The 25454-nt window shown below is 63.2% G+C and carries 24 protein-coding genes and 2 pseudogenes; 7 read left to right on the forward strand and 19 right to left on the reverse strand.

Annotated elements, in window-relative coordinates:
* Positions 1-12: 12 nt before the first annotated feature.
* From D8767_RS12920 to D8767_RS12940, 5 genes are read right to left on the reverse strand one after another with little or no spacing between them, the layout of a single operon-like run.
* Positions 13-777 (reverse strand): hypothetical protein, encoded by a 765-nt coding sequence (locus tag D8767_RS12920; RefSeq protein ID WP_016713822.1) that lies wholly within the window; start codon positions 775-777, stop codon positions 13-15.
* Entirely contained in the window at positions 774-2411 is a 1638-nt protein-coding gene (locus D8767_RS12925) for an FAD-binding oxidoreductase (protein ID WP_016713823.1), read from the reverse strand. Before D8767_RS12925 ends, D8767_RS12920 begins: the two co-directional genes overlap by 4 nt.
* A complete protein-coding gene (locus D8767_RS12930) occupies positions 2401-3267 on the reverse strand; it encodes a class I SAM-dependent methyltransferase (protein ID WP_016713824.1) in 867 nt (288 codons plus the stop codon). The genes D8767_RS12925 and D8767_RS12930 overlap by 11 nt, the downstream gene beginning before the upstream one ends.
* Positions 3268-3317: 50 nt before the next feature.
* Positions 3318-4247: a GNAT family N-acetyltransferase gene (locus tag D8767_RS12935; RefSeq protein WP_016713825.1), complete on the reverse strand. Its 930-nt coding sequence runs from the start codon at positions 4245-4247 to the stop codon at positions 3318-3320.
* 36 nt (positions 4248-4283) lie between these two features.
* The gene (locus D8767_RS12940) at positions 4284-4763 is read right to left on the reverse strand and encodes a MarR family winged helix-turn-helix transcriptional regulator (RefSeq protein WP_177412721.1); all 480 of its coding nucleotides are present in this window, start codon (positions 4761-4763) and stop codon (positions 4284-4286) included.
* A 225-nt stretch (positions 4764-4988) separates the two neighbouring features.
* On the opposite strand from D8767_RS12940, the gene D8767_RS12945 reads away from it, so the two are divergent.
* The gene (locus tag D8767_RS12945; protein WP_016713827.1) at positions 4989-5507 is read left to right on the forward strand and encodes a DMT family transporter; all 519 of its coding nucleotides are present in this window, start codon (positions 4989-4991) and stop codon (positions 5505-5507) included.
* On the opposite strand, the gene D8767_RS12950 is transcribed toward D8767_RS12945, so the two are convergent.
* Positions 5508-6416 (reverse strand): LysR family transcriptional regulator, encoded by a 909-nt coding sequence (locus tag D8767_RS12950; RefSeq protein WP_016713828.1) that lies wholly within the window; start codon positions 6414-6416, stop codon positions 5508-5510.
* A gap of 58 nt (positions 6417-6474) precedes the next feature.
* On the opposite strand from D8767_RS12950, the pseudogene D8767_RS12955 reads away from it, so the two are divergent.
* Positions 6475-6627 (forward strand): annotated as a pseudogene (locus D8767_RS12955) (LysR family transcriptional regulator); the annotation flags it as partial.
* Positions 6628-6692: 65 nt separating this feature from the next.
* Here D8767_RS12955 and D8767_RS12960 read toward each other — a convergent pair.
* Together D8767_RS12960 and D8767_RS12965 are read right to left on the reverse strand one after the other, a co-directional pair.
* On the reverse strand, positions 6693-7022 hold the full coding sequence (locus D8767_RS12960; protein ID WP_016713830.1) for a hypothetical protein: 330 nt from the start codon (positions 7020-7022) through the stop codon (positions 6693-6695).
* A 140-nt stretch (positions 7023-7162) separates the two neighbouring features.
* Positions 7163-7297 (reverse strand): annotated as a pseudogene (locus D8767_RS12965) (DUF998 domain-containing protein); the annotation flags it as partial.
* Between the two features lie 185 nt (positions 7298-7482).
* On the opposite strand from D8767_RS12965, the gene D8767_RS12970 reads away from it, so the two are divergent.
* Positions 7483-8232, forward strand: coding sequence for a FadR/GntR family transcriptional regulator (locus D8767_RS12970; protein WP_016713832.1), 750 nt, complete (start codon positions 7483-7485; stop codon positions 8230-8232).
* 74 nt (positions 8233-8306) lie between these two features.
* Here the strand turns inward: D8767_RS12970 and D8767_RS12975 are convergent, their stop codons facing one another.
* The 11 genes from D8767_RS12975 to D8767_RS13025 all read right to left on the reverse strand — a co-directional run bounded on the left by D8767_RS12975 (position 8307) and on the right by D8767_RS13025 (position 20703).
* The gene (locus tag D8767_RS12975) at positions 8307-9887 is read right to left on the reverse strand and encodes an aldehyde dehydrogenase (NADP(+)) (protein WP_016713833.1); all 1581 of its coding nucleotides are present in this window, start codon (positions 9885-9887) and stop codon (positions 8307-8309) included.
* A 51-nt stretch (positions 9888-9938) separates the two neighbouring features.
* Positions 9939-11492: a galactarate dehydratase gene (gene garD / locus D8767_RS12980; protein WP_016713834.1), complete on the reverse strand. Its 1554-nt coding sequence runs from the start codon at positions 11490-11492 to the stop codon at positions 9939-9941.
* A gap of 78 nt (positions 11493-11570) precedes the next feature.
* Positions 11571-12935: an MFS transporter gene (locus D8767_RS12985; RefSeq protein ID WP_016713835.1), complete on the reverse strand. Its 1365-nt coding sequence runs from the start codon at positions 12933-12935 to the stop codon at positions 11571-11573.
* A gap of 103 nt (positions 12936-13038) precedes the next feature.
* Positions 13039-13950 carry a 5-dehydro-4-deoxyglucarate dehydratase gene (gene kdgD / locus D8767_RS12990; protein ID WP_016713836.1) on the reverse strand — a complete coding sequence of 304 codons (912 nt, stop codon included), beginning with the start codon at positions 13948-13950 and terminating at the stop codon, positions 13039-13041.
* Between the two features lie 360 nt (positions 13951-14310).
* A complete protein-coding gene (locus tag D8767_RS12995; RefSeq protein ID WP_016713837.1) occupies positions 14311-15120 on the reverse strand; it encodes a gamma-glutamyl-gamma-aminobutyrate hydrolase family protein in 810 nt (269 codons plus the stop codon).
* A gap of 357 nt (positions 15121-15477) precedes the next feature.
* Entirely contained in the window at positions 15478-16260 is a 783-nt protein-coding gene (locus D8767_RS13000; RefSeq protein WP_016713838.1) for an amino acid ABC transporter ATP-binding protein, read from the reverse strand.
* Between the two features lie 22 nt (positions 16261-16282).
* Positions 16283-17527: an FAD-binding oxidoreductase gene (locus D8767_RS13005; RefSeq protein WP_016713839.1), complete on the reverse strand. Its 1245-nt coding sequence runs from the start codon at positions 17525-17527 to the stop codon at positions 16283-16285.
* A 16-nt stretch (positions 17528-17543) separates the two neighbouring features.
* The gene (locus tag D8767_RS13010; RefSeq protein ID WP_016713840.1) at positions 17544-18254 is read right to left on the reverse strand and encodes an ABC transporter permease; all 711 of its coding nucleotides are present in this window, start codon (positions 18252-18254) and stop codon (positions 17544-17546) included.
* Positions 18251-18970, reverse strand: a complete 720-nt coding sequence (locus D8767_RS13015; RefSeq protein ID WP_016713841.1) for an ABC transporter permease — start codon at positions 18968-18970, stop codon at positions 18251-18253. Before D8767_RS13015 ends, D8767_RS13010 begins: the two co-directional genes overlap by 4 nt.
* A gap of 85 nt (positions 18971-19055) precedes the next feature.
* On the reverse strand, positions 19056-19808 hold the full coding sequence (locus D8767_RS13020; RefSeq protein WP_028698823.1) for a transporter substrate-binding domain-containing protein: 753 nt from the start codon (positions 19806-19808) through the stop codon (positions 19056-19058).
* 22 nt (positions 19809-19830) lie between these two features.
* Positions 19831-20703, reverse strand: coding sequence for a MurR/RpiR family transcriptional regulator (locus tag D8767_RS13025; RefSeq protein WP_016713843.1), 873 nt, complete (start codon positions 20701-20703; stop codon positions 19831-19833).
* Between the two features lie 142 nt (positions 20704-20845).
* On the opposite strand from D8767_RS13025, the gene D8767_RS13030 reads away from it, so the two are divergent.
* From D8767_RS13030 to tpx, 4 genes are all read left to right on the forward strand, one after another.
* Positions 20846-21871, forward strand: coding sequence for an Ldh family oxidoreductase (locus D8767_RS13030; RefSeq protein ID WP_016713844.1), 1026 nt, complete (start codon positions 20846-20848; stop codon positions 21869-21871).
* A gap of 188 nt (positions 21872-22059) precedes the next feature.
* A complete protein-coding gene (locus D8767_RS13035; RefSeq protein ID WP_016713845.1) occupies positions 22060-23256 on the forward strand; it encodes an amino acid aminotransferase in 1197 nt (398 codons plus the stop codon).
* A gap of 207 nt (positions 23257-23463) precedes the next feature.
* On the forward strand, positions 23464-24744 hold the full coding sequence (locus D8767_RS13040) for a serine/threonine transporter (protein WP_016713846.1): 1281 nt from the start codon (positions 23464-23466) through the stop codon (positions 24742-24744).
* A gap of 166 nt (positions 24745-24910) precedes the next feature.
* Positions 24911-25411 (forward strand): thiol peroxidase, encoded by a 501-nt coding sequence (tpx, locus tag D8767_RS13045; RefSeq protein WP_016713847.1) that lies wholly within the window; start codon positions 24911-24913, stop codon positions 25409-25411.
* Positions 25412-25454: the final 43 nt, after the last annotated feature.

Consider the following 25454-nt stretch of genomic DNA (forward strand, 5'->3'; position numbering starts at 1 on the left):
CCTTGTGGTGATTCACTGGGGCAGGCTTCGGGTTGCCCGGGCGTGGATTCGCTGCGAGGCCTTGCAGCCGGGGGGGTAGCGCTGGAACAGCTGGAGTACCCAATCGGGGCGGGTTTTGCTGGCATCGTTAAGCCAGTTGGCGACCGAGTCCTGGGCGTACTTTTCAGCCTCGGCCAAGAGCGGCACCAGCAACGGCTCGGCCACTTCCGGTTGTTCTTTGAGCGCGGCTATGTGCTCACACCAGACGCCACGTGGGCGCAGGATTTCGATACAAAAGCGTCGCACCAGCGGGTCTGCGTCGCCTGCGTAGCGGCTGAGCAACGGCAGGGCGGTGTCCAGCTGCTGTGCCAGGCGTGGGCGCAGGGCAATCCAGGCCCATTCGCGTACACCAAAATGCTCATCGCGGGCGAAGCGCAACTGCGCCAACAGGGCGTCTTGTGCAGGCAGCGTGCGTGAAAGGTGTGCCTGAGCGAAGGCTGCCCAGCTGCGTACGGTGTCGGACGGGTGCGCACAGCATTGCTCGAACACCTCCTGGCGCAGGGGGGCGGGTGCATGTTCCAGCCATTGGCCCAGCGCCAGGCCGATGGCTGCAACCTTCTTTGACAGGCCCAGCGTCTGAACCTGGTCAGCGCAGGCAGCCAGTTGCTCGACCAGCGCCGCAGGTAACCGGGTGGCCAGGGCATTGGCCAGTGTCACCTGATCCACGGCCAGGCATTCGGCCAGGTTGCGGGTTGGCAGTTGGCCAAGGTCGATCAGGGACTTGCGATCATCAGTCATTGCTGAGGCTCCAGGACAGCAGGTTGGCAGTAGGGGGCGGACGCCAACGGGCAATAACGCCCTGGCGCGAGCAGGTGCTCTGGGTCCAGCGCATCCTTGATGCGCTGCCCGAGTTGCCAGGCAGGCGCTTGTGTTTCGCTCAGCAAGCCCATGAAGGCCAGGGGAAGCCGATAGGGCAGTACGCCTTGCTGTTTACCTGTGCGGAACAACTGTCGGTAGCAGTCTTCGGCGCGGCTGCTGGCGGGGGCATCGTTGCGGTCGAACAGTAACGGCACGGTGCAGTCGATTGCGCGGCCTGACAAGGTGGTGAGGGTAACCGGGCAGGGCATGCGATGGGTTTCGCAAGCCTGTTCCATGTGCGAGACGAAGGTGGCTACCTGCTGGCTGCGCAGAGGCAGGATAGGCGCGTACCAGATCAGGCCGCAGTTGTCCCGGGCCGGGTCGAGCAAGGCGCCTTGCTGCGGTTGCGCACCTGCGGCGTAAGCCAGCGGCAGTGCCACCTGGTTCGGCTGGCCTTCCATCAGTTCAACGCCCATGCGCAGTTTGCTCAGGGTCAGTTGCCAACGTTTGGACCAGGCCCCCGGCAGCAGACGCAAGGCGCGCTCAGCCAGCGCCAGCTGGCGTTGGCTGCGGAACAGGTAACGGCTGCAAAACCGCCGCAGTTCGCTGCGGATGATGCCCTTGAGCGAAGCCAGCTGCGCCCGTTCGCAGTAGATCGAACCTACCCCCATCCAGGCGGGCAATGCGAGCGATTGCGCGGCGGCGTTGCGTTCGGCCTGATCCAGTTGGGTAAGGGGCCGGGTGTCGTAGGCCATGCTTAGCAGGCGCGTGCTGTTCATCAGGTTGATGCCGCCCACCTGGCTGCCGCAACGTTCCAGAATACGCTTGACGCCATCGAGGGCGGCCGGGAGCTGTGCCGCCGAATCCACCCAGAAATAGAACGGTTGCACGACCTGTGGGCGCTTGACCAAGGCGATCGACATGTGTGTCACCACCCCCAGCCCGCTCTGGCTGAACAGGCCGTCCAGGTAAGGGCCGATGCCCCACTTGAAGCAGGCGGTGGTGCCCGTTGCCCACATCGGCGAGCGATAGCGTTGGCCATCGGGCAGAATGGCTTCAAGGCCCATGACGGCTTGCCAGTGGTCCGTTAACGGTGTGATGCCAAAGCCGCGTTCCAGCGCGTTGGCCAACACACTGCAGGTGGGCCCTGCGCCGGTGACTGGCGTAAGGAATGGCAGGTTGCGACTGGCCAGGTAATCGGCCAGCGCGGCCTGGGTAACGCCTGGTTCAAGGGTGATCACACCCAGAGCCTCGTCGAAGGCAAGGATCTTGTCCATGCGCGACAGGTCAAGTTGCACGCAGCGCTCGTGAAGCGTTGCCACGCCGCCATAGCCCCAGTTGTGGCCTGTGCTTACCGGCTGCACCGCGACACCGTGCAGGTGTGCAATGGCCAGGCAGGCAGCTACCTGCTCGCTGTTGGCTGGCCTGAGCCTGGCACTGGCATGGGCGGGCGAGCGCATGGTGTCCTGGCTCAGCTGGCACAGCGTGCTGGCGTCACTCTGTACATGGGCGTCACCCAGCACCGCGCGCCAGGCTGCCAAGGCGGCTTGCAGCCCCTGCGGCTCAGAACGCACTTGCCAGGCCTCCCATGCCAAGGAACAGGCGCAGTTGGTCGACATCGGCCCGGCGGCTGCGTGGCAAATCGCGGTAGCGTCGCCGAAATTCGCCCTTCATCGCTGCCACACAGCGCCGCTTGGGGGTGCGGATCACCATCATCAGCGGGCTGACCGCCGTGCTGTAAACCTTGGCACAGGGGCCCAGGTAGCTGGCGGCAAGGGTCTGGAACTCTTCCAGAGAGAAAGCAGCCAACAGCGAGTTGCGGTAGTCGAGCAGTGTGGCCTGGTCGGCTCCATCACTGGCGCGGCTGACAAAATAGTCCACCGACTCGACCGACTTGAGCCGGCCAAAGTCGTTCAGGTAGATGGCCCGGTCATTGCGGAGCACGCGTGCGATGTTGCGAAACGTAGCTTCCAGTTGAGCGAGATCGGCCAGGTGATGCAGCGCCATCGAAGAGATCACCACGTCAACGCTACGGTCGGCGATACCGGCCAGGCGAGTCATGTCTTCCTCACGCAGTTCGACGTTGTCGATGCCTTGCTGGCGAATCGAGGCCTGGCCCACCTCGAGCATGGTGGCCGACAGGTCGGTGCCGATGAATTCGGCTCTCGGGTTCAGACGGGCCAGTTGCAGCAACAGGCTGGCCGGGCCACAGCCGATGTCCAGCACGACATCTCCGGGTTTGATCAGTGCACACATCTGGGCGCAGTGGTACAGGTACGTACCGGACAGCGCCTGGCCTTGGCCTGCACTGTCGGCGTAAGCCGAGACACAGGCGTCGTCGGCCATTACCAGATCAGGCTCAGGCGTGCGCACCAGCGGGTGCCTTAGGGTAATTTCCCTGTAGATCGCGCGCAGCAATCCCATGTCCATGAACGTATCCTCCATGAAAGTCGTGTGGTGTGGAGCGCGGTGCGGGCTGCTCAATCCAGTTGCAGAACCCGCCGTACCCGCGGCGTCAGATGGCGCGGTGAGGTGCCGCAACGCGCCATGTGGGTGAGCACTTCGTCAGTGCTCCAGTGGGTTTGAGGCCGCGCGACGGGCAACTGGATGTGCGGGAAATGCCGTGCGCAGAAGAAGTCGAAAAGGTCGGTGTGCTGCTGCTCGACGGTAAAGCCCAGCCCTGGGTGCTGGTAGACCTTGGCGAACACCTGGCGTGCCTGGTTCAGGTTCAAGGCCAGGGGTAGCGACAGGGCATTGTTGAGCTTGGTGTAGGTCTGAACGGGGCCAATGGGCGAAAAGAACAGCACGTTGCGGTAGAAGCCGGCGGCGCGAGGGTGCACGGCAATCAGCAGGCTACTTACCCGGCGATGATCCATGGCCCAACGGAACATGGCGTTGTACAGCATGAGGGGCACGCCTTTGCCTTTGTAGTGGCTACAGACCGCCAGGGTGCCGACTTCGGCCAGGCGGCCACCGCCCAGGCGTTGCAACACCGCTTCGTTGACATGCACGTCTTCGAGCGGCAAACCGAGCGGCGAGTCTTCGATCAGTGACACGGTCCCCACCACCTGGTCACCTTTCAGTGCCACGAACGTGGTGGTGCCAGGTAGCAGGTGAAAAGGTGAGAAGCGCATGCCGGCGCGGCACACAGTAGCAATGCCGCGACGGGCATAGCTGTCGTTGACCAGGCGCAGGGCCTGCTCGAGTTCATACAGATTCTGCACCGGTCGAAAGCTGAAGCCTTCAATGGCTAGCGGCTGGCTGCAGAGGCGGCGAATGAACAGCCGCCGGTAGAGTGCTGCTGGCAGGCAGGCTTCAAGCCAGGCCTGGCGCCGCCTTACCTGGTCGCGCTCGCTGTGCACGCGCGGCTTCCTGCCGATTCGTGCCAGTACGCTCTGATTCTGCAACATCATCCACCTCCTTGTGGTTTGACGGGTGTATTGGCTTCAGTCCTTGTCGGGTGGCAATGCCAGGGCAGGGCTCGCCGAAAGTGCCTGTAGCGCGGCGGAAAGGGCTTCCCGTTGTGTGTTGTTCAGCGTGTGCATGATCGTGCCGATCCAGTCGGTGTGTTCGGCGAATACCGCGTCCAGGACAGAAACACCTGCCGGGGTAAGGCTGATGCTCAGTTTGCGACGGTCGTGGGCATCCTTGCGGCGCTTGATGAAGCCGTCGCCTTGCAGGCCGTCGAGCAGACCGGTGACGGTGCCCGAAGTGATCGCCAGACGCGTCGCCAGTTCCAGTGGCGACAAGCGTCCGCCAGCCGCTTGCAACGTCAGCAAGATGGCGAAACGCCCCTCCGACAAGTTATGGCGAGCCAGGCGAACCGCGCACACGCGGTTGATTGCTGCAGCCGCGGACAGCAGTTCGAAACACAGGCGCACGCTTTGCCTGGCGTCGGCAGGGGCCTCTGCCAGTGCGTCGAGCATGATGTGATGCTTGTTCTCAAGAATATTCATAAGGCGCAGTTTATCTTGGTGCCTTAGTAAGTCAACAGTGCTTGCGTTACAGGGCTGCGACAGCTGTTGAATTAGTGCGTTGCATGTCTGGTTTTCATACATGCTACGAATAGTTCATGTGCATGATTTTGATTTCCATCAGCTTGGTGCATTGCACGATGATGGCGGTCATCAACACGTTGAAAAGGCACGGCCATGTTCAGTAAATCCATGCTTCTGTTGGTTCTGCCGCTTGCCCTGGCGTTGTTTGCCGGTGCCGTACTGCCCTTTCAGGCCACCGCTAACGCTGCCGTAGGCCGGGCATTGGGGCACTGGTTATGGGGGGCGTTCACCTCGTTGACGGTGAGTTCGCTGGTGGTGATTCTTGCCCTGCTGGTTCTGAGGGTGCCTGCACCGGACATGGGCAAGGCGCTGCAGGGGCCCTGGTGGCTGTGGGTAGGGGGTGTTCTGGGGGCACTGTATGTGGCCGGTGCTGCTGCACTTACCCCAAGGCTGGGGGCTGCGGGCTTCCTGGTACTGGTCGTGGCAGGGCAGATCATCACCGCAGTGCTGGCCGACCATTTTGGGGTAATGGGGTTGGCTGGCAAGCCACTCAACCTGGCCAGGCTGGCGGGCGTGGTGCTGATTTTATGTGGCGTGCTGCTGGTGCAGGGCACCTGGGCGACGGCGACACCGGCCAGTGCCGCAGCGGTGGTGAAGCAGCCAGAAGGTTGATCAGCACCCCGGTTGGCTGCAGGCCCACACGGTTTCGCGTAGCCAGCGATGCCCGGGGTCGTTGTCCTTGCGGCTGTGCCAGGCTTGCTGGTAGTCGAACGAGGGGATTGCCAGCGGCGGCTCGAACTGGCGTAACGCCGAATGCGGGTGCAGCGAGCCTACGGCGCGGCTGGCCACGGTAAGGATCAGGTCGGTACCGGCCAGTACCTCCACCGCTGCGCTCCAGTGCGGCAAGGCCAGGGCAATTCGACGGCGCAAGCCTTGGGCCGCCAGCGCACGTTCAATCTCATCGAAGGCGTCCGGGCGCATGGCCATCAGTACATGCGGGCGCGCCAGCCAGTCTTCCAGCGCCAAGCCGCCGCTGGCTGGCAGGACCTGGCGGTCGGCGACGCTGATGAAGCTGTCGGCAAACAGCGGCTGGGTAGTGATGCCTTGGGACCGGTCCGGGAAGATGCCCAAGGCCAGGTCCAGTTCGCCATCGAGCAGTTGGGCCAGCATGGTTTCGCGGCTGGCCTGGCTGATGGCCAGGTCTACCCCGGGGGCGACCTGGCGCAGATGGCGCATCAGGGGTGGCAGGATAATGCGCGACGAGTAGTCGGACAGCGACAGCCTGAAGCGGCGCTGGGCCTTGGCTGGGTCGAACTGGGGGGTGGCGAGCAGGCCATTGAGGCTACCCAGCGCATCCTGCAGCGGGGTGGCCAGCGACTGGGCGAGTGTGGTGAGCGCCATGCGGCCGTTCTGGCGAACCAGCAAGGGGTCGTCGAAGTGTTTGCGCAACTGCGCCAGGGCGTGGCTTACCGCCGGTTGGCTGCGGTGCAGGCGCAGGGCGGCGCGGGTCACGTGTTTCTCGCTGAGCAGCGCGTGAAGGGCCAGCAGCAGGTTGAGGTCGATCTTGCGCAGTTCATCCATGGGGTGAATGGCTTTATCACTATTCAAATGTCTTTATCAGATTAACAAATGCAAGCACCGCCTGGTGCGGGTGTTGCCGCAGTGGCAACTGGATGTGGCAGCGGGCATTCACCTGGTGCGGCCGACCGCGCGCCTGAATACAGCGGCACTTGGGGTATTCAAGGCCTGGCTGGAAGACCGCTTCAAGGCCGGAGCCCCTTGGCGGCCTTGAAGCGGCCTGTCGTTACTCAAGACTGGCTCTAAAGTTTATTGCATAACCATTTGATAAATAACAAATTATCTTCTTGCTACAGCGTGCTGAACGCACTGCTCATAGTAAGTCTGCCTGATTGCCGACGGCTTTAGCCGCGAGCGGCTGTTGTAGGTCTGCTCGGTGATACCGAAGGCGGTCATGCGCATCCAAGGTTTGGGGAATTTGCGTACCTGCAGCTTCTTTCGCGTGGCATACAGCGTTACTCCGGAAAGCTTGGCCTGTTGGGCTTCGGCGGCTATCTGCGCACCCCAGGTGCAGGTGTGGCGATCGTTCTGGCTTGGCGCCCGGGCTTGGGCGCCGAAAGCGAGCGTGGCCAGCAGGCAACCGGCCAACGTTGCTAGAAGTACTCGCATGTTGCTGTCCTAAGCATCTGAAGAGGAAGGAAGTTTGCCTTCGCTTTTCAAGACCGGGGGCCAGCAGTTTGCCGTCAGATCACCGCAATGCGCAGGGGGCTGGAGGCTGGCCCAGGCCAGGCCGGCGACCCAGATCAAACGGCGCCGAGTTGGCTCATGGCCTGTTGCAGGTGGTCGTAGCCGGGGTAGGCCTGGGCAGTGAGCCATACACCGGCCAGCAGCCAGAGGGGGATCAGCAGGCCGCTGGCGAGCAGCAGGCGGTCGTGGGCTTTCATGCCGGGTCTTCCTTCCATGGATGAGTGAGCGCAAAGGCGCACAGTACAGGCTTGCACTGGCTTTGGGCCAGCTTTTCCCAAGGTGGGGCGGCAGGGATGTGCAATAAATACCGCACCGGGTGTATGTGATCGTACAACTGCATGCGCTATGATGAGCGCTGTCTTTCAAGGTGAAACACAGGGCAATGACAGAGCAGCAGGTACAGGCAAGGACCCGGCGCAAGCCGCGTAGTCTGGCCCAGGAACTGGTCACGGTGCTGACCGAGCGCATTCGCAGTGGCCAGCTCAAGCGTGGCGACAAGCTTCCGACCGAATCGCAGATCATGGCTGAGGAGGGCGTCAGCCGCACCGTGGTGCGTGAGGCGATCTCGCGGCTACAGGCCGCCGGGCAGGTCGAGACCCGTCATGGCATCGGTACCTTCGTGCTGGACGCGCCGGCCACCGGGGGCTTTCGCATCGACCCGGCCACCGTGGTCACCCTGCGTGAAGTGCTGGCAGTGCTGGAATTGCGCATTGCCCTGGAGATCGAGTCGGCAGGCCTGGCGGCACAGCGGCGCAGCGATGAAGAGCTGGCAGGCATGCGCGCGGCGCTGGACGAACTCAACGAAGGGGCGGCCCATGCCAACGATGCGGTATCGGCAGACTTCCAGTTTCACCTGCGCATTGCACAGGCCAGCGGCAACCATTACTTCGCCGACATCATCAACCACCTGGGTACCAGCATCATCCCGCGTACCCGGCTGAATTCGGCGCGGTTGGCCCATGATGACCAGGCGCATTACATGAGCCGGTTGATGCATGAGCACGAAGCGATCTACGAAGCCATTGCCCGGCGTGACAGCGAAGGGGCGAAGATGGCCATGCGTATGCACCTGAGCAATAGCCGGGAGCGTTTGCGTCAGGTGCATGAAGAGGTTGAGGCGCAAGGGGCCTGACGTTTCTCTTGCCAGCCGACACTGCTAAAAAAAAGCCCCGCCATGCGCGGGGCTTTCTTGTTTCAGGCAATCACTCAGATTGTTCCGTCACTCCACTGACCATTTACCAGGCGGCGCAGACCCAATGGGTTGCCGTCGCGCAAGGCTTCAGGCAGCAACGCCTGCGGGTAGTTCTGGTAGCACACCGGGCGCAGGAAGCGGTCGATAGCCAAGGTGCCAACCGAGGTGCCACGGGCGTCTGAGGTGGCCGGGTAGGGCCCGCCGTGGACCATCGCATCACACACTTCGACACCAGTCGGGTAACCGTTGACCAGAATGCGCCCGACCTTCTCCTCCAGCAGCGGCACCAGCCAGGCAAAGGCCTCGAAGTCCTCCTGCTCACCGATCAGCGTCGCGGTCAGCTGGCCACGCAGGCCGAGCAGGGCGGCGCGCAGCTGGTCGTTGTCCTGCACTTCGACCGCTACGGTGGTTGGGCCGAACACTTCTTCCTGCAGCAGCGGGTCGGCATTCACCAGCAGGCTGGCGTCGGCCTTGAACAGCTGGGCGCGGGCCTGGCTGCCTTCCTGTGGCTGGCCAGCCAGGTGCTCGATACCCGCGTGGGCGTGCAGGTGCTCCAGACCGCCGACGTAGCTGCGCAGGCCGCCGGCGTTGAGCATGGTCTGGCCGGCCTGGGCGTTCAGGTGCTGGCCAAGGTCGGCCAGCAGTTGGCTGAACCGAGGCGATTGCAAGCCGATGACCATGCCCGGGTTGGTGCAGAACTGGCCGGCGCCCATGCACACGGAGCCGGCCAGTTCGCGGGCGATGGCCTCGCCGCGTTTGGCGAGGGCGCCCGGAAGGACGATCACCGGGTTGATGCTGGACATCTCGGCGAACACAGGGATGGGTTGCGGGCGCTCGGCAGCCATGCGGCACAGGGCGTCGCCACCTTTGAGTGAACCGGTGAAGCCGACAGCCTGGATGGCCGGGTGCTTGACCAGCCACTCGCCCACACCGCCACCGAATACCATGTTGAACACGCCCTTGGGCATACCGGTACGCTCGGCGGCACGTACGATGGCGCAGCCGACCAGGTCGGCGGTGGCCATGTGGCCGCTGTGTGCCTTGAACACCACCGGGCAACCGGCAGCCAGGGCGGCGGCGGTGTCGCCACCGGCGGTGGAGAAGGCCAGCGGGAAGTTGCTGGCGCCGAACACGGCGACCGGGCCAACGCCGATGCGCATCTGGCGCAGGTCTACACGCGGCAGTGGCTGGCGCTCGGGCAGGGCCAGGTCGATACGGGCGCCCAGGAAATCACCCCGGCGCAGCACCTGGGCGAACAGGCGCATCTGGCCGCTGGTGCGGCCACGCTCGCCTTGAATGCGGGCGGCGGGCAGGGCGGTTTCGCGGCAGACGATGGCGACGAAGGCGTCGTCCAGTTCGTCCAGTTCCGCAGCGATGGCTTCAAGGAATTCGGCGCGGCGCGCCGGGGCCAGTTGGCGGAATTCGGCGAAGGCAGCGGCGGCGGCTGTGGCGGCCTGGTCCACTTCGGTTTCAGTGGCCTGGGCAAAGCTGTAGGGCAGGGCCTCGCCAGTGCTGGCGTCCAGGCTCTGCAGGCGCTGTTGGCCGGCGGCGCTACGCTGGCCGGCGATGAAGTTGTGGCCGAGGATTTCAGGCATGGAGTACTCCTGTAGGTTGAGAAAACGTCCGATGGATTGCCACCTTGGGCATCAGGTAATCGGTGCCGGGTTGAACAGGGTGATGTCGTTGTGCAACCGGTGCTGTTCGGCCCAGGTCTGCTTGCGGCCGCTGGCCACGTCCAGGTAGTAATGGAACAGCTCCCAACCCAGCTCTTCGATGGTCGAACGGCCTGTGGCGATGCGCCCCGCGTCGATGTCGATCAGGTCGGGCCAGCGCTGCGCCAGTTCGCTGCGGGTGCATACTTTGACCACCGGCGCCATGGCCAGGCCATACGGAGTGCCGCGGCCGGTGGTGAATACGTGCAGGTTCATGCCGGCGGCCAGTTGCAGGGTGCCGCACACGAAGTCGCTGGCCGGGGTGGCGCAGAAGATCAGGCCTTTGCGGTTTACCCGCTCGCCAGGGCCAAGCACGCCCTGGATGGCGCCGCTGCCGGACTTGACGATCGAACCCAGCGACTTCTCGACGATATTGGACAGGCCGCCTTTCTTGTTGCCCGGCGTGGTGTTGGCACTGCGGTCGGCGGCGCCTTGCTGCAAATAGCGGTCGTACCAGTCCATCTCGCGCACCAAGGCTTCGGCGACGTCCTGGTTTTCGGCGCGTGAGGTCAGCATGTAAATGGCGTCGCGTACTTCGGTCACCTCCGAGAACAGCACGGTGGCGCCGGCGCGTACCAGCAGGTCGGACGCGTAGCCCAGTGCTGGGTTGGCGGTAATGCCCGAGAAGGCGTCGCTGCCGCCGCACTGCATGCCAAGGATCAGCTCGCTGGCGGGTACGGTTTCGCGTCGGCGCTGGTCGAGTTTCTTCAGTCGGGTTTCGGCCAGTTCCATGATCTGTTCGATCATTTCCATAAAGCCCAGGCTGGCGTCCTGCAGGCGGTACAGCCACGGGTCGCTGAGGTCCACCGATGGGTCGTTGTCGTGCATCACCTGGCCGGCCTGCAGTTTTTCGCAGCCCAGGCTGATGACCAGCGCCTCGCCGCCCAGGTTGGGGTTGCGCGCCAGGTTGCGCACGGTGCGGATCGGGATGTAGGCGTCGCGTGCGTTGATCGCCACGCCGCAGCCGTAGCTGTGGGTGATGGCCACCACGTCATCGACGTTGGGGTATTTGGGCAGTAGTTCGGTGCGAATGCGCTTCACTGCGTGTTCGAGCACGCCGGTCACGCATTGCACGGTGGTGGTAATGCCGAGGATGTTGCGGGTACCGACGGTGCCGTCTGCGTTGCGGTAGCCTTCGAAGGTGAAGCCCTCAAGGGGGGGCAAAGGCTGTGGGACAGCGTCACAGCGCGGCAGGCTGTCCAGCGCTGGGGCGGCCGGCATGGCCAGCTGGCTTTCCTGCACCCAGCTGCCCTGGCGCAGGTCTTCCAGCGCGTAGCCGATGATTTGCCCATAGCGGCGCACGGGGTCGCCCTTGGCGATGGCCACGGTGGCCACCTTGTGGCTCTGCGGCACGCCTTCGATCAGGGTCAGGCCGTCGGCGAAGCGGGCGCCTTCGCCCAGGCCGCCGTCGTTTACAACCACCACGACGTTATCGTCGTCGTGCAGGCGGACGTAGCGGGGCGATTCGGAATGTTCGATCAACTGCATGTTTTGGCCCTACTTGTCAGGTTCTCAGGCTTTTTGTACATCCGCCCGCACCGGGTAACCCGGCGCGGGCGTGTTCACTCAGTGGCGCGTGCTGGCCAGTTCGCCGTTGGCGGCAGGCTCAGCCTGTGGCTTTGGGGCATCGTCGCGCAGCTCGATACGCTTGATCGGGCCGACGATCACCAGGTAGCTGAACACGGCCACCAGGGCGTTTGCACCCACGTACACCAGCGCCCACTTGAACGAGCCGGTGGCGCTGATGATGTAGCCGATCACGATCGGGGTGGTGATCGAGGCGATGTTGCCGAAGGTGTTGAACAGGCCACCGGAAAGCCCGGCGATCTGCTTGGGCGAGGTGTCTGCCACCACCGCCCAGCCCAGCGCGCCAATGCCCTTGCCGAAGAACGCCAGGGTCATGAAACCGACCACCATCCATTCGGCGTCGACGTAGTTGCAGAACACCATGGTGGTCGACAGCAACAGGCCGCAGACGATCGGCAGTTTGCGCGAGAAGGTCAGCGAGTTGCCTCGGCGCAGCAGCCAGTCCGAGATCACGCCACCCAGCACGCCACCAATGAAGCCGCAGACCGCCGGCAGCGAGGCGATGAAGCCCGCCTTGAGGATGGTCATGCCGCGCTCCTGCACCAGGTACACCGGGAACCAAGTGAGGAAGAAATAGGTGATGGCGTTGATGCAGTATTGGCCCAGGTACACGCCCAGCAGCATGCGGCTGGTCAGTAGCTGCTTGATGTAGCCCCATTTCGGGCCGTCGTTGCCGCGCTTCTGGTCCATGTCCACCAGGCCGCCGTTCTGCTCGATGTGTTCAAGCTCGCTTTGGCTGATGCGGGGGTGTTGGCGCGGGTTGTGGATGGTCTTCAGCCATACCATGGAGAACACGATGCCCAGTGCGCCCATGACCACGAACACATGCTCCCAGCCGAAGCTGAACACGATCCAGCCCATGATCGGCGCGAACAGTGCAGTGGCGAAGTACTGTGCCGAGTTGAAGATGGCCGAGGCCGTGCCACGTTCCTGTGTGGGGAACCAGGCGGCGACGATGCGCGCGTTACCTGGGAACGACGGGGCTTCGGCGAAACCTACCAGGAAGCGCAGGGTGAAAAGGGTCACTACGGCCCAGGCAACCGGAAGGCCACCGACAAAACCCTGCAACAGGGTGAACAGCGACCAGGTGAAGATGCTGAAGGCGTAGACGTTCTTGGAACCGAAACGATCGAGCAGCCAGCCACCAGGAATCTGGCCAGCCACGTAAGCCCATCCGAAGGCGGAGAAGATATAACCGAGGGTTACGGCGTCAATGCCGAGGTCTTTCTGCAGGCTGGAACCTGCGATTGCAATGGTCGCGCGGTCGGCATAGTTGATCGTGGTCACCAGAAACAGCATGAACAGGATCAGGTAGCGCACATGCGTCTTCTTAGTCGCTTGCATGCTGGTAATACTCCCACTAGTTATTTTTGTGCGGGCTCACGAATTGTAACCGGAGTGGGGCTTCCCACTCCGGGTGCGGCAAGGGCAGGCCGCAGGTGGGCGCTTATTGCGGACCCATCTTGTCCATCAGGGCAGCGAGCATTTCGTACTCTTCGGCAGTCAGGTCGGTCAGCGGGGTGCGCACCGGGCCTGCGTCGTAACCGGCAATTTTGGCGCCGGCCTTGACGATGCTGACGGCGTAGCCGGCTTTGCGGTTACGGATGTCCAGGTATGGCAGGAAGAAATCGTCAATCAGCTTGGCCACGGCGGCGTGGTCGTCACGGGCGATGGCGTTGTAGAAGTCCATGGCGGTCTTCGGCACGAAGTTGAACACGGCGGAGGAGTACACCGGTACGCCCAGGGCCTTGTAGGCAGCAGCATACACTTCGGCGGTCGGCAGGCCACCCAGGTAGCTGAAGCGATCGCCCAGGCGGCGACGGATCGACACCATCAGCTCGATATCACCCAGGCCGTCTTTGTAACCGATCAGGTTCGGGCAGCGCTCGGCCAGTTTTTCCAGCAGGTCGGCGTTCAGGCGGCAGACGTTGCGGTTGTACACCACCACGCCGATTTTTACCGATTTGCACACCGCTTCTACGTGGGCGGCAACGCCATCCTGGCTGGCTTCGGTCAGGTAGTGCGGCAGCAGCAGCAGGCCTTTGGCACCCAGGCGCTCGGCTTCCTGGGCGTATTCAATGGCCTGGCGGGTGGAGCCACCCACGCCGGCGAGAATCGGTACCGAAGTAGCACAGGTGTCGACGGCGGTCTTGATCACCTGGCTGTATTCGCTGGCAGCCAGGGAGAAGAACTCACCGGTGCCGCCAGCGGCGAACAGGGCACTGGCGCCATACGGGGCCAGCCATTCCAGGCGTTTGATGTAGCCAGCCTGGTTGAAATCGCCCTGGGCGTTGAAGTCGGTGACCGGGAAAGACAGCAGGCCGTGGGAGAGGATGGATTTCAGTTCTTGTGGCGTCATTGTTGTTGGCATCCTGTGGCGCTTGGGTGAAGGGTGTTGTTCTGCGTTGGAGGTAAGTTATCGTACAACTTGTACGATGACTAGTCCCTTTGCGAGATTTTTTTGCGGTGGTGCAGGAGGGAGGGGTTAACCCTGTGCTTGCCTCTTCGCGGGTTATAGAAGAAGGAGCCGAAGACACCGATGGCAGACCAATCACAATCAGTCATCGTATCTCTTGAGGGGGAGGGAAAAACGATCGCGGAGACAGGCACACGCCCGCCGCCCGCTTCCACGGGAAGTGTTCTGGGACCAGCAGAGGGTGACCGGGGAAACGGGGGCGGCCTTGCGCCACCCCGCGATCAAAGCAGAGGAAACGGTAGGTCAGGCAGCGTGCTGGCGCTTGATCTGCGCCTTGCGTACCTGGGCACGGCAAGCATCGCCGAACGCCTGGAAGATCTTGATCGAATCAGGGTTTTTCGCCGCTTGCCATTCCGGGTGCCACTGCACGGCGAACAGGAACGGCGAAATGCTCGGGGCGTGAATGGCCTCGACCAGGCCGTCTTCGGCGTGGGCGATGGCTTCGATGCCAGCGCCGAGCTTGCGCAGGCCTTGGCCATGCAACGAGTTGACGCGAATCTCGTCGGTACCCAGGGTGTCCTGCAGCCAGCTGCCCGGCTGGATTTTTACGCCATGAACCTGAGCGTATTGCACTTCAACCGGGTCTTCCGGGTTTTCCCGGTGGTCGTTGAAGCCCGGCTCGGCGTACACCTTCTGGTAGATGTCGCCGCCCAGGGCGACGTTGATTTCCTGCATGCCACGGCAGATGCCGAAGATTGGCAGGCCACGCTTGATCGCCGCCTTGACCAGCGGGATGTCGAACAGGTCGCGGTTCTGGTCCTGGCCCTTGCCTGGGGTCTGGTTTTCCTGGCCATACAGGGCCGGGTCGATGTTGCTGCCAGCGCCGGTCAGGTACACGCCGTCGGCCATGTCCAGGTAGGTCTCGAGGTCTTCAGTGCCGCAGCAGGTGGGCACCAGTACCGGAACGCAATCGGAGAACTCGACCAGCGGCGTGATGTATTTGTGGGTCATGACCTGATAGTCATGGCCTTTGCGCTCTTGGCTGCCCATGGTCATCAGGACGACGGGTTTGCGCAGGGAAGGTTGCTTGTTGCCAATGTTGCTGTTGGACATATGTCACCTTGGGACAGGTTCAGCCTGTCGTTGTTGTGCAGGCGCACGGCGCGGAGCCTTGGGTGCAGCCTGTAGCCCCGAGCACTGCCGGCTCGTCAGAGGCGACGATTCCGGTCGGGGCATGTAGATAGCTTGCCAGAGCCGTTCGATATGTCAAACGACTGAAGAGGGCTTTAACGCGGGGAATGCACCGGTTTTTGGGGGCTGAAACCGATGCGGGCCTGTGGTGGCGTGGGTTTGGCGGGGATGCCGGTCAATAATATTTAACGATGCAGTTGGGTCTTTGCAGCGGTGCAATAAAGTGTTGCTTGTGCCGGCCTCTTCGCGGGCAACCCCGCGAAGAGGCCTGAGCAGTTTTCAGTGCAGTATCTGCGCCAGAAACGCCTTGGCCCGGTCGGTACGCGGCTGGTTGAAGAACACCTGCGGCGGGCTGTCCTCGATGATTTGCCCACCCTCAAGGAACAGCACCCGCTCGGCCACTTGCCGGGCAAAGCCCATTTCGTGGGTCACGCACAGCATGGTCATGCCCGTGCCGGCCAGCTGCACCAGCACATCCAGCACCTCGGCAACCATTTCTGGGTCCAACGCCGAGGTTGGCTCGTCAAACAGCATGATCCTCGGCTTCATGCACAGCGCCCGGGCGATCGCCACGCGCTGCTGCTGGCCACCGGATAGCTGGCTGGGGTACTTGTGCGCCTGGCTTTCGATACCCACCTTCTTCAGGTACATGCGCGCCCGTTCCTCGGCGTCCTTGCGCGACAGCCCGCGCACGCTGGTAGGGGCCAGCAGGCAGTTGTCCAGTACGCTCATGTGCGGGAACAGGTTGAAATGCTGGAACACCATGCCGATATCGCTGCGCACCTGCGCCGCTTCCCGGGTGGTGGCGGCCAAGTCGATGCCGTCGACCTTTATGCTGCCCTGCTGGGCCACCTCCAGGCGGTTGATGCAGCGGATCAGCGTCGATTTGCCCGAGCCGGAAGGCCCGCACAGCACGATGCGTTCGCCTTCGCGCACCTGCAGGTCGATGTCGTGCAGCACGTGGTACGCGCCGTAGTGCTTGTTCAGGCCTTCGATGCGTATCAGCACCTGGCGTGGGTCGGGCTCGGGGGCAAGGCAGGCAAGGCTCAGTGGTGCGGTCATGTTGTTTTTCTCCCGCGTGGGTTCAGTCGAAACGGGTCGCGCTGTAGGGCGCGGGGTCGGTGAAGGGGTGTTCGCCGGTGATCAGCTCGGCCACCAGCCGACCGCTGACCGGGCCCAGGGTGAGGCCGTGGTGGGCGTGGCCGAAGTTGAACCACAGCCCCGGGTGGCGCGGTGCAGGGCCGATCACCGGGCGCATGTCGGGCAGGCACGGGCGACGGCCCAGCCACGGCGTGTCATCCAGGCGTTCGCCCAAGGCAGGGAACAGCTTGCGCGCCAGGGCCTCGCAGCGGCCCAGCTGGATCTGGTTGCCGGGCGCGCTGGCTGCGTCGAACTCGATGCCGGTCGTCAGTCGCACGCCGCGCGCCATCGGTGCCAGCACGTAGCCGCCCTGGGTATCGCAAATGGAGTGCTCCAGTTGCGCACCGTCACGAGTGCTGTAGTGCATGTGGTAGCCGCGCTTGATCGCCAGCGGGATCTGGTAGCCCAGGCCGCTGAACAGTTCGGCCGACTGTGGGCCTAGGCAGGCCACCACCTCGTCGGCGGTAATCGGGCCGCGGCGGCTCTCGACCCGCCATTGGCCGTTGGCTTGGCGCAGGCTGCGCGCATCACCATGCAGGAACTGCCCGCCGCGCTGCTGAAACAGCGCCGCGTAGCCACGGGTGAGGGCGCCGGGGTTGTTCACGGTCTTCGGGTCGAGCCAGTGGATGCCGCCGACCACGGTGGCGTCCAGCTGGTGCTCGCGGGCCTGCAGTTGCCCGCATTCAAGGATTTCAAATTGCAAGCCATAGCGGCTCAGGCCTTTGGCATCGGCCTTGGCCTGCTCGAACAGGGCCGGGTCGCGGAACACTTCGATCCAGCCTTTGGCCTGCACCAGCCCTTCAAGGCCGGCAGCAGCGATCAGCGCGTCGTGTTCTTCGACGCAGCGCTGCACCAGCGGCAGCATGTCAGCGGCGGCGCCGGCCAGCCGGCCAGGGGCTGAATGACGCCAGTAGCGCCACAGCCACGGCGCGGCCTTGGGCAGGTGCGCCAGGCTGTAGCGCACATCGGGCTGGCGGTTCAGGCCGTAGCGCAGTAATGCGCCCAGTTGCCGGGGAAAGGCATAGGGGATGACGCTGGAGCGTTCGATCAACCCGGCGTTGCCGTGGCTGGTACCGCTGCCCGGTTCGTCGCGGTCGATCAGGATCACCTGGCGTCCGCGGGCCTGCAGGTGCAGCGCGGTGCTGACGCCGACGATGCCGGCGCCGAGGACAAGGGTCTGGCAATGCATGGAACGTATCCTTCGGTCAGTTCAGGTGGCGGCCCAGGCGGGCTTCCAGGTGTTTCAGCAGGCGCCGCACCAGTTCCACGATCACCAGGTAGAGCACAGCGGCCCACAAGTAGATCTGGAAGTCGAAACTGCGCGAGAAGGCCAGTTTGGTCACGCCCATGAGGTCGTAGATGGTCACCAGTGAGGCAATCGCGCTGGCCTTGATCATCAGGATCAGTTCGTTGCCCAGCGGGCCGATGGCCACCAGCAGCGACTGCGGCAGGATCACCTTGAAGAAGGTGGTCGAGCGTTTCAGGTTCAGCGCCCGAGCTGCCTCATGCTGGCCGGGGGCCACGGCCATCAGGCTGCCGCGGAAGATCTCGGCCTGGTAGGCGGCGGTGTTCAGGGTGAATGCCAGCAAGGTGCAGAACCACGCCTCGCGGAAGAACCACCACAGACCCACGTCCTGCCAGAAGCCCTTGAGCGAGCCCAGGCCGTAATACAGCAGAAACAGTTGGGCCAGCAGCGGCGAGCCACGGAAGAAGTACACATAACCGGCGGCCATACGCTGCAGCACCAGGCTGCGCGACATGCGTGCCAGGGCCAGCAACAGGCCGAGCACGGCGCCAAGGCTGAAGGAAATGGCCACCAGCTTGGCGGTTACCAGCAGGCCATCGAGAAAGCGTGGGCCGTAACGTTCCAGCAGGTCGGGGTCGAGCACCAGTGCCAGCAGTTGTTCGAAGCTCATGCGCGTGCTCCTTGCAGGTGACGGTTGCTGCGCCGTTCGATGTAGGCGAACACGCGCCCGGAAAGTGCCGCGAACAGCAGGTAACCCAGGCAGGCGACGCCGTAGAAGAACATCGGCTCCTTGGTCACGCTGACCGCCAGGTTGGTCTGGCGCATCAGGTCGACCAGCGAAATGGTCGACACCAGCGAGGTGTCCTTGAGCAGCGACAGCCAGTTGTTCGACAAGCCGGGCAGGGCGATGCGGGTCAGTTGCGGCAACAGCACCTTGAAGAAGCCGGTGCGCTTGCTCAGGCCCAGTGCCGAGCAGGCTTCCAGCTGGCCTTTGGGCAGGGTCTTGAAGGCTGCCAGCCAGATCTCGCTGGAAAACGCGGCGAACACCAGGCTGAAGGCAATCATCGCGGCAAGGAAGGTGTTGATCAGGAACTCACCCTCGTAGCCCATGGCGGCAAGGATCTTCTGCGCGGCAATCTGGCAGCCGTAATAAATGATGAGCAACGTCAGCAGCTCTGGCAGGCCGCGGAACACGGTAGAGAACGTGGTGGCCCAGGCCCGTGGCAGGCGTTTTCGCGAACGTGCGGCCAGGGCGACTACCAGGCCCAGCGGCAGGCCGATGGGCAGGCAGGCCAGGGCGAGGGAAACCGTAACCAGCGCGCCGGCCAGCAGCGCCTGGCCCCAGCCTCCGCTGGCGAAGGACAGCAAGGACAATTGATCGAGCATGACAAACCCCTTGGACGGGTAGTGCGGTCTCTGTGGGAGCGACGCAACGCCGTTACCACAGAGATTTCGCTAGACTTCCTGAAGATCAGTTGTAGATATCGAAAGCGAAGTACTTGCTGGCGATCTTCTGGTAGGTGCCGTTGGCCACGATCTGTTGCAGTGCAACGTTCAGGCGCTGGCGCAGGGCCTCGTCGTCCTTGCGCACGGCAATGGCAGCATCGGCTTTGGTGTTTGCCACGTCGCCGAGGATCTTGCAGCAATCCCCACCGTTCTTGGTCATCCACTCGTGCAGCGGGAATTTGTCGGCAATCACCCCGTCCAGGCGCCCGGCGGCCAAGTCGGCGTTGGCTTCGTCCATGGTCGGGTACAGCTTCACGTCGGCACCGGCTTTGCCATAAACGTCTTCGGCGTAGATGGCCTGGGTGGACGACGACTGGGCGCCAACGGTGTAGCCGACAAAGTCGGTCTGGGCGCTGTCGATCTTGCTGTCCTTGGCGACGGCAACGGTCAGCGGGGTGCGGTAGTAATGGTCGGTGAAGGCGATTTTCTTGCGACGTTCTTCGGTGTCGATCATCGAGGCGACAATAGCGTCGTACTTGCGTGCCATCAGGGCCGGGATGATGCCCTCCCAATCCTGGGCCACCAGCGTGCACTCGACTTTCATCTGTTCGCACAGGGCGTGGGTGATGTCGATGTCGAAGCCGTGCAGTTTGTTATCGGCATCGACATAGTTGAAGGGCGGGTACGCGCCCTCGGTGGCAAAACGCAGGGTTTCGGCACTGGCGGCACCCGTCAGCAGCAGGGCGCACGCACCTACCAAGGCCATGGTCTTGTTCATCTCGCACCTCATTGCACTCTTGCTATTGTTGTTTTCCCGCCGACCACGAGGTGTAGCCGACGAACTCGTTATGTAGAGCGGCAGTTGCTTCCAAGCGTTTTTCAACATCAGGCCCGAGTTTCTTGCAGACCTCGTTGACCATCAGGTGAACCCACGACAGCATCGTCGAGGTGGATTCCCAGAACAGATTGAACTCGGTGGGGATGCGGAACACCTCGTCGGCGTTGGCATCGGCCCAGTCACAGAAAGTGTCGGTCACCAGGGTGACCGCGATGCCCGCCTCGCGCGCCTTCTGGCACAGCATCAAGGCATGGCGGGAATAACGGCGCGCTTCGAACACCACCAGGGCGCTGTCTTCGGCGCGGCCCAGCAACACTTCGCCGAAGTGCCCGGCGCTGATATCGACCAGCTGTACGCCATCGCGCAGGTATTGCAGCAAGTGGCTCATGCACATGGCCACGCCGCGCTCGGTCTGGAAGCCGGCGATGAACACCCGTGGCTTGCTGGCCAGGCGTTGCGCCACGCTGTGCCAGGCCGGGCTCTGGCGGTACTCGTGCACGCGCACCAGGGCGGCGATTTCCAGCTCCAGGCTGCCGGCGTTGTCGCTGGCGTCCTGGTTCTGGCGGTAATCTTGCAGGCGGTCCCCCACCAGCCACGGGCCATCGCCCAGGTCGTTCTGCAGGTCTTGTTTTAATGCCTTGAGGTGGGCATAACCCAATGAACGGCAGAAGCGCCCGACGCTGGATTCGCTGACGCCCAGCTTGGCGGCAATGCTGGCCGAAGTCTGGAACGGCAGTTCGTGCAGGTTGGCGAGCATGTAGGTGGCGATCTTGCGGCCCGAGGCAGCGGCCCCTTCGAGGCTGTTTTCCAGGCGTTGCTTGATCGGTTGGCTCATGCTGCGGCTCCAGGGGTGAGGCGTGGGAAGAAAATGAATGTTTTCTGTCATCAAGTCAACATTTGACAGATTGCTGTCACATGCAGGAAAGTTTTTGTCGTTGCAACGCTGTACCCATTCCAATACCAACAAGGAGCTTCAGATGTCCGCACCTTCTACCGACACTGTCGTGCGTGTGCCTTTTACCGAGCTGCAGGGCCTGTTGCAGGCCATCTTCCAACGCCATGGCTGCAGCGAGCGCGTGGCTCGGGTGCTGGCTTACAACTGTGCCAGCGCCCAGCGTGATGGCGCGCACAGCCATGGGGTATTCCGCATGCCCGGGTATGTTTCGACCCTGGCCAGTGGCTGGGTCGACGGCCAGGCCATACCTAAGGTCAGTGATGTAGCTGCCGGCTATGTCAGTGTCGATGCAGCCGGCGGCTTCGCCCAGCCGGCGCTGGCTGCGGCCCGCGAGTTGTTGGTGGCCAAAGCGCGCAATGCCGGCATTGCCGTGTTGGCAATCCACAACTCGCACCACTTCGCGGCTCTGTGGCCGGATGTAGAGCCGTTTGCCGAAGAGGGCCTGGTGGCCCTGAGCGTGGTCAACAGCATGACCTGCGTGGTACCGCATGGCGCCCGCAAGCCACTGTTCGGCACCAACCCCATCGCGTTTGCTGCGCCATGCGCCGAACACGACCCGATCGTCTTCGACATGGCCACCAGCGCCATGGCCCACGGTGACGTGCAGATTGCTGCGCGTGCCGGCCAGCAATTACCAGAAGGCATGGGTGTGGATGCCAATGGCGAGCCGACCACCGACCCGCTGGCGATTCTGGAGGGTGGCGCCTTGCTACCGTTTGGCGGGCACAAGGGCTCGGCGCTGTCGATGATGGTCGAGTTGCTGGCGGCGGCGCTGACCGGTGGGCATTTCTCCTGGGAGTTCGACTGGTCGGGGCACCCAGGGGCGAAAACGCCATGGACCGGGCAACTGATCATCGTCATCGACCCGCACAAGGCCGAGGGCGAGCGCTTTGCCCAGCGCAGCCGCGAGCTGGTGGAACAGATGCAGGTGGTGGGGTTGACGCGCATGCCGGGTGAGCGGCGATACCGCGAGCGTGAGGTGGCTGAGGAGGAGGGGGTGGCGGTGACCGAGCAGGAGTTGCAGGGCCTGAAAGACTTGCTTGGCTGACCCGGCCCTTTCGCGGGCACGCGCTGAGCCTGTGTGAGCGGGTGTGCCTGCGAAGAATCCAGCACAAATTCCCAGCCATGCAATGTTGCATAGACAACCTTGCACAATAGTGGATGTTCCTGAACCCGCACTCCGGGTATGCTCAACGCTGACTTTTCGTACTGTCCTGATCCAAGGAGCTGCACGCTGTGTTCAAACATGTCGATGCCTATGCCGGCGACCCGATCCTCTCGTTGATGGAAACCTTCAAGGCCGATCCGCGCGCCGACAAGGTCAACCTGAGTATCGGCCTGTACTACGATGAGGCTGGCGTGGTGCCGCAACTGGCGGCTGTGGATGCGGTGGAAAAACGCATCGCCGGCCAGGACCACGAAGCTTCCCTGTACCTGCCGATGGAAGGCCTGGCCAGCTACCGCCAGGCGATCCAGGCACTGCTGTTCGGTGCCGATCACCCGGCTGTGACCGGCGGCCGCGTGGCCACTGTGCAGACCGTGGGTGGCTCCGGCGCCCTGAAAGTCGGTGCCGACTTCCTCAAGCGCTATTTCCCGCAGTCCGAAGTCTGGGTCAGCAACCCGACCTGGGACAACCACCGCGCCATCTTCGAAGGCGCCGGCTTCAAGGTCCACACCTACCCGTACTTCGACCAGGCCACCCGTGGCGTGGACTTCGACGGCATGCTGGCCACCCTGCAGACCCTGCCGGCCAACAGCGTGGTACTGCTGCACCCCTGCTGCCACAACCCCACCGGCGCCGACCTGGAACAACACCAGTGGCAACAAGTGGTCGAAGTGGTCAAGGCACGCCAGCTGATCCCGTTCCTCGACATCGCCTACCAAGGCTTCGCCGAAGGCCTGGTGGAAGACGCCTACGCCATCCGCGAAATGGCCCGTGCCGGTGTGCCGTGCCTGGTCAGCAACTCGTTCTCGAAAATCTTCTCGCTGTATGGCGAGCGGGTAGGGGGCTTGTCGGTGGTGTGCGACGACGACGCCACTGCCCAGAGCGTCCTTGGCCAGCTCAAGGCCACCGTACGCCGCAACTATTCCAGCCCGCCCAACTTCGGTGCCCAGCTGGTCGCTGGCGTGCTGAGCGATGCCGGCCTCAATGCCCAATGGGCCGAAGAAGTCGAAGTGATGCGCAAGCGTATCCTCGACATGCGCCAGGCGCTGGTCGATGCCCTGGCGAAGCTGCTGCCAGGCCAGGACTTCCAGTTCTTCCTGCGCCAGCGCGGCATGTTCAGCTACACCGGCTTCAGCGTCGAGCAGGTGCGCCGCCTGCGGGACGAATTCGGGGTGTACCTGATCGACAGTGGCCGCGTGTGCATGTCCGGCCTGCGCCCGGCCAACCTGCAACGGGTTGCCGAAGCGTTCGCTGCCGTCCAGAAGTAACACCGCCAAGGGGCCTGCGCGGCCCCTTGCATTTCCTGTCGGCACAACCCGCTTGTAAAGACAAGTGCAACCGCCCCTCGGAAAGGGGCTTCGCAAGTGCAACCTTTCCGTGCACAATCGCGCCCCTCTTTTCCGGTTGAGTTGGGCGAAGGCACTATTTCGCCATTCTCAGCCTGTTGCAGTCTTGCGAGTGGAGCTTCACCCGGAATGAATGAGCAGGCCCCAAGCGTTGAACAACGCTTTGCAGAATCGACCCCCGCCACCCTTGGCAGCTGGGCGCGTCACGACACTACCTGGATGCTGGGCCTGTTCGGCACAGCGATTGGCGCCGGAACTCTGTTCCTGCCGATCAACGCTGGCCTTGGCGGTTTCTGGCCGCTGCTGATCCTGGCCATCCTGGCCTTCCCGATGACGTACTTTGCCCACCGTGGTCTGACCCGGTTCGTCCTGTCGGGGCGCAACGGTGGCGACATCACCGAGGTGGTCAAGGAGCACTTCGGCAGCACCGCCGGTGCCTCGATCACCGTGCTGTATTTCTTCGCAATCTTCCCCATCCTGCTTATCTATAGCGTGGCGCTGACCAACACCGTGTCCAGCTTCATGGAGCACCAGCTGCACATGGCGCCGCCACCGCGGGCCATCCTGTCGTTCGTGCTGATCCTCGGCCTGCTGGCCATCGTGCGTTGCGGCGAGCAGGCCACGGTCAAGGTCATGAGCCTGCTGGTGTACCCGTTCATCGTCGCCCTGGCGCTGCTTGGCCTGTACCTGGTGCCGCACTGGACCGGTGGCATCCTCGACAGCGCCACCCAAGTGCCGCCGGCTTCGGCGTTCCTGCACACCCTGTGGCTGGCCATTCCGGTGATGGTGTTCTCGTTCAACCACTCGCCGATCATCTCGGCCTTCGCGGTGGACCAGAAGCGCCGTTACGGCGAGCACGCCGATGAGCGCAGCGGCCAGATCCTGCGCCGTGCCCACCTGCTGATGGTGGTGATGGTGCTGTTCTTCGTGTTCAGCTGCGTGCTCACCCTCAGCAGCGCCCAGCTGGCCGAAGCCAAGGCACAGAACCTGTCTATCCTGTCGTACCTGGCCAACCACTTCAGCAACCCGACCATCGCGTTCGCTGCACCGCTGATCGCCTTCGTGGCTATCGCCAAGTCGTTCCTGGGCCACTACATCGGCGCCAGCGAGGGCTTGAAGGGCATCATCACCAAGGCTGGCGTGCGCCCGGGTGCAAAAACCCTGGACCGCGTGGTTGCTGCGCTGATGCTGGTGGTGTGCTGGATCGTTGCCACCCTCAACCCGAGCATCCTCGGCATGATCGAGTCGCTCGGCGGCCCGATCCTGGCGGTGCTGCTGTTCCTGATGCCGATGTATGCCATTCGCCGCGTACCGTCGATGCGCAAGTACAGCGGTGCGGCCTCCAACGTGTTCGTCGTGGTGGTCGGCCTGGTTGCGTTGACTTCGGTGGTGTACGGCCTGCTGGGCTGATTCGCCCCCTGCAATGAGGAATGCCCGGGTTGCTTGTCGCAATCCGGGCATTTTTTTGTCCACAAAAAGTGTCAGGAAATAGAACGATTTCACCTGACCCATAGGCACCCGGCCGGCTTCATGCTTAACTCAGTGTCCTTTTCAAACCCAGCATAAGGATTTCGTCATGGCTCAAGTGACTCTCAAAGGCGGCCCGGTTCAGGTTAACGGCAACCTGCCACAGGTCGGCGCCCAGGCTCCGGCTTTCTCCCTGCTCGGTGAAGGCCTGGCTGACAAGTCGCTGAAAGACTTCGCCGGCAAGCGCAAAGTGCTGAACATTTTCCCGAGCGTCGACACCCCAACCTGCGCTACCTCCGTGCGCAAGTTCAACGCCCAGGCCAACGATGTCGCCAACACTGTCGTGCTGTGCATCTCCGCCGACCTGCCGTTCGCCCAGGCACGCTTCTGCGGTGCTGAAGGCCTGGAAAACGTGAAGAACCTGTCGACCCTGCGTGGCCGCGAGTTCCTCGAAAACTACGGCGTCGCCATCGCCGACGGCCCGCTGGCCGGCCTGGCTGCCCGTGCTGTGGTAGTGCTGGACGAGAACGACAAGGTGCTGCACAGCGAGCTGGTTGGCGAAATCGCTGACGAGCCGAACTACGATGCAGCCCTGGCTGTACTGAAGTAAGGATTGCGTGGGGCAGGGCGGTGGAGTCCTGTGCCGGCGATAG

It is taken from the genome of Pseudomonas sp. LTGT-11-2Z, assembly GCF_003691445.1.
In the GTDB taxonomy this organism is placed as follows: Bacteria; Pseudomonadota; Gammaproteobacteria; order Pseudomonadales; family Pseudomonadaceae; genus Aquipseudomonas; species Aquipseudomonas monteilii.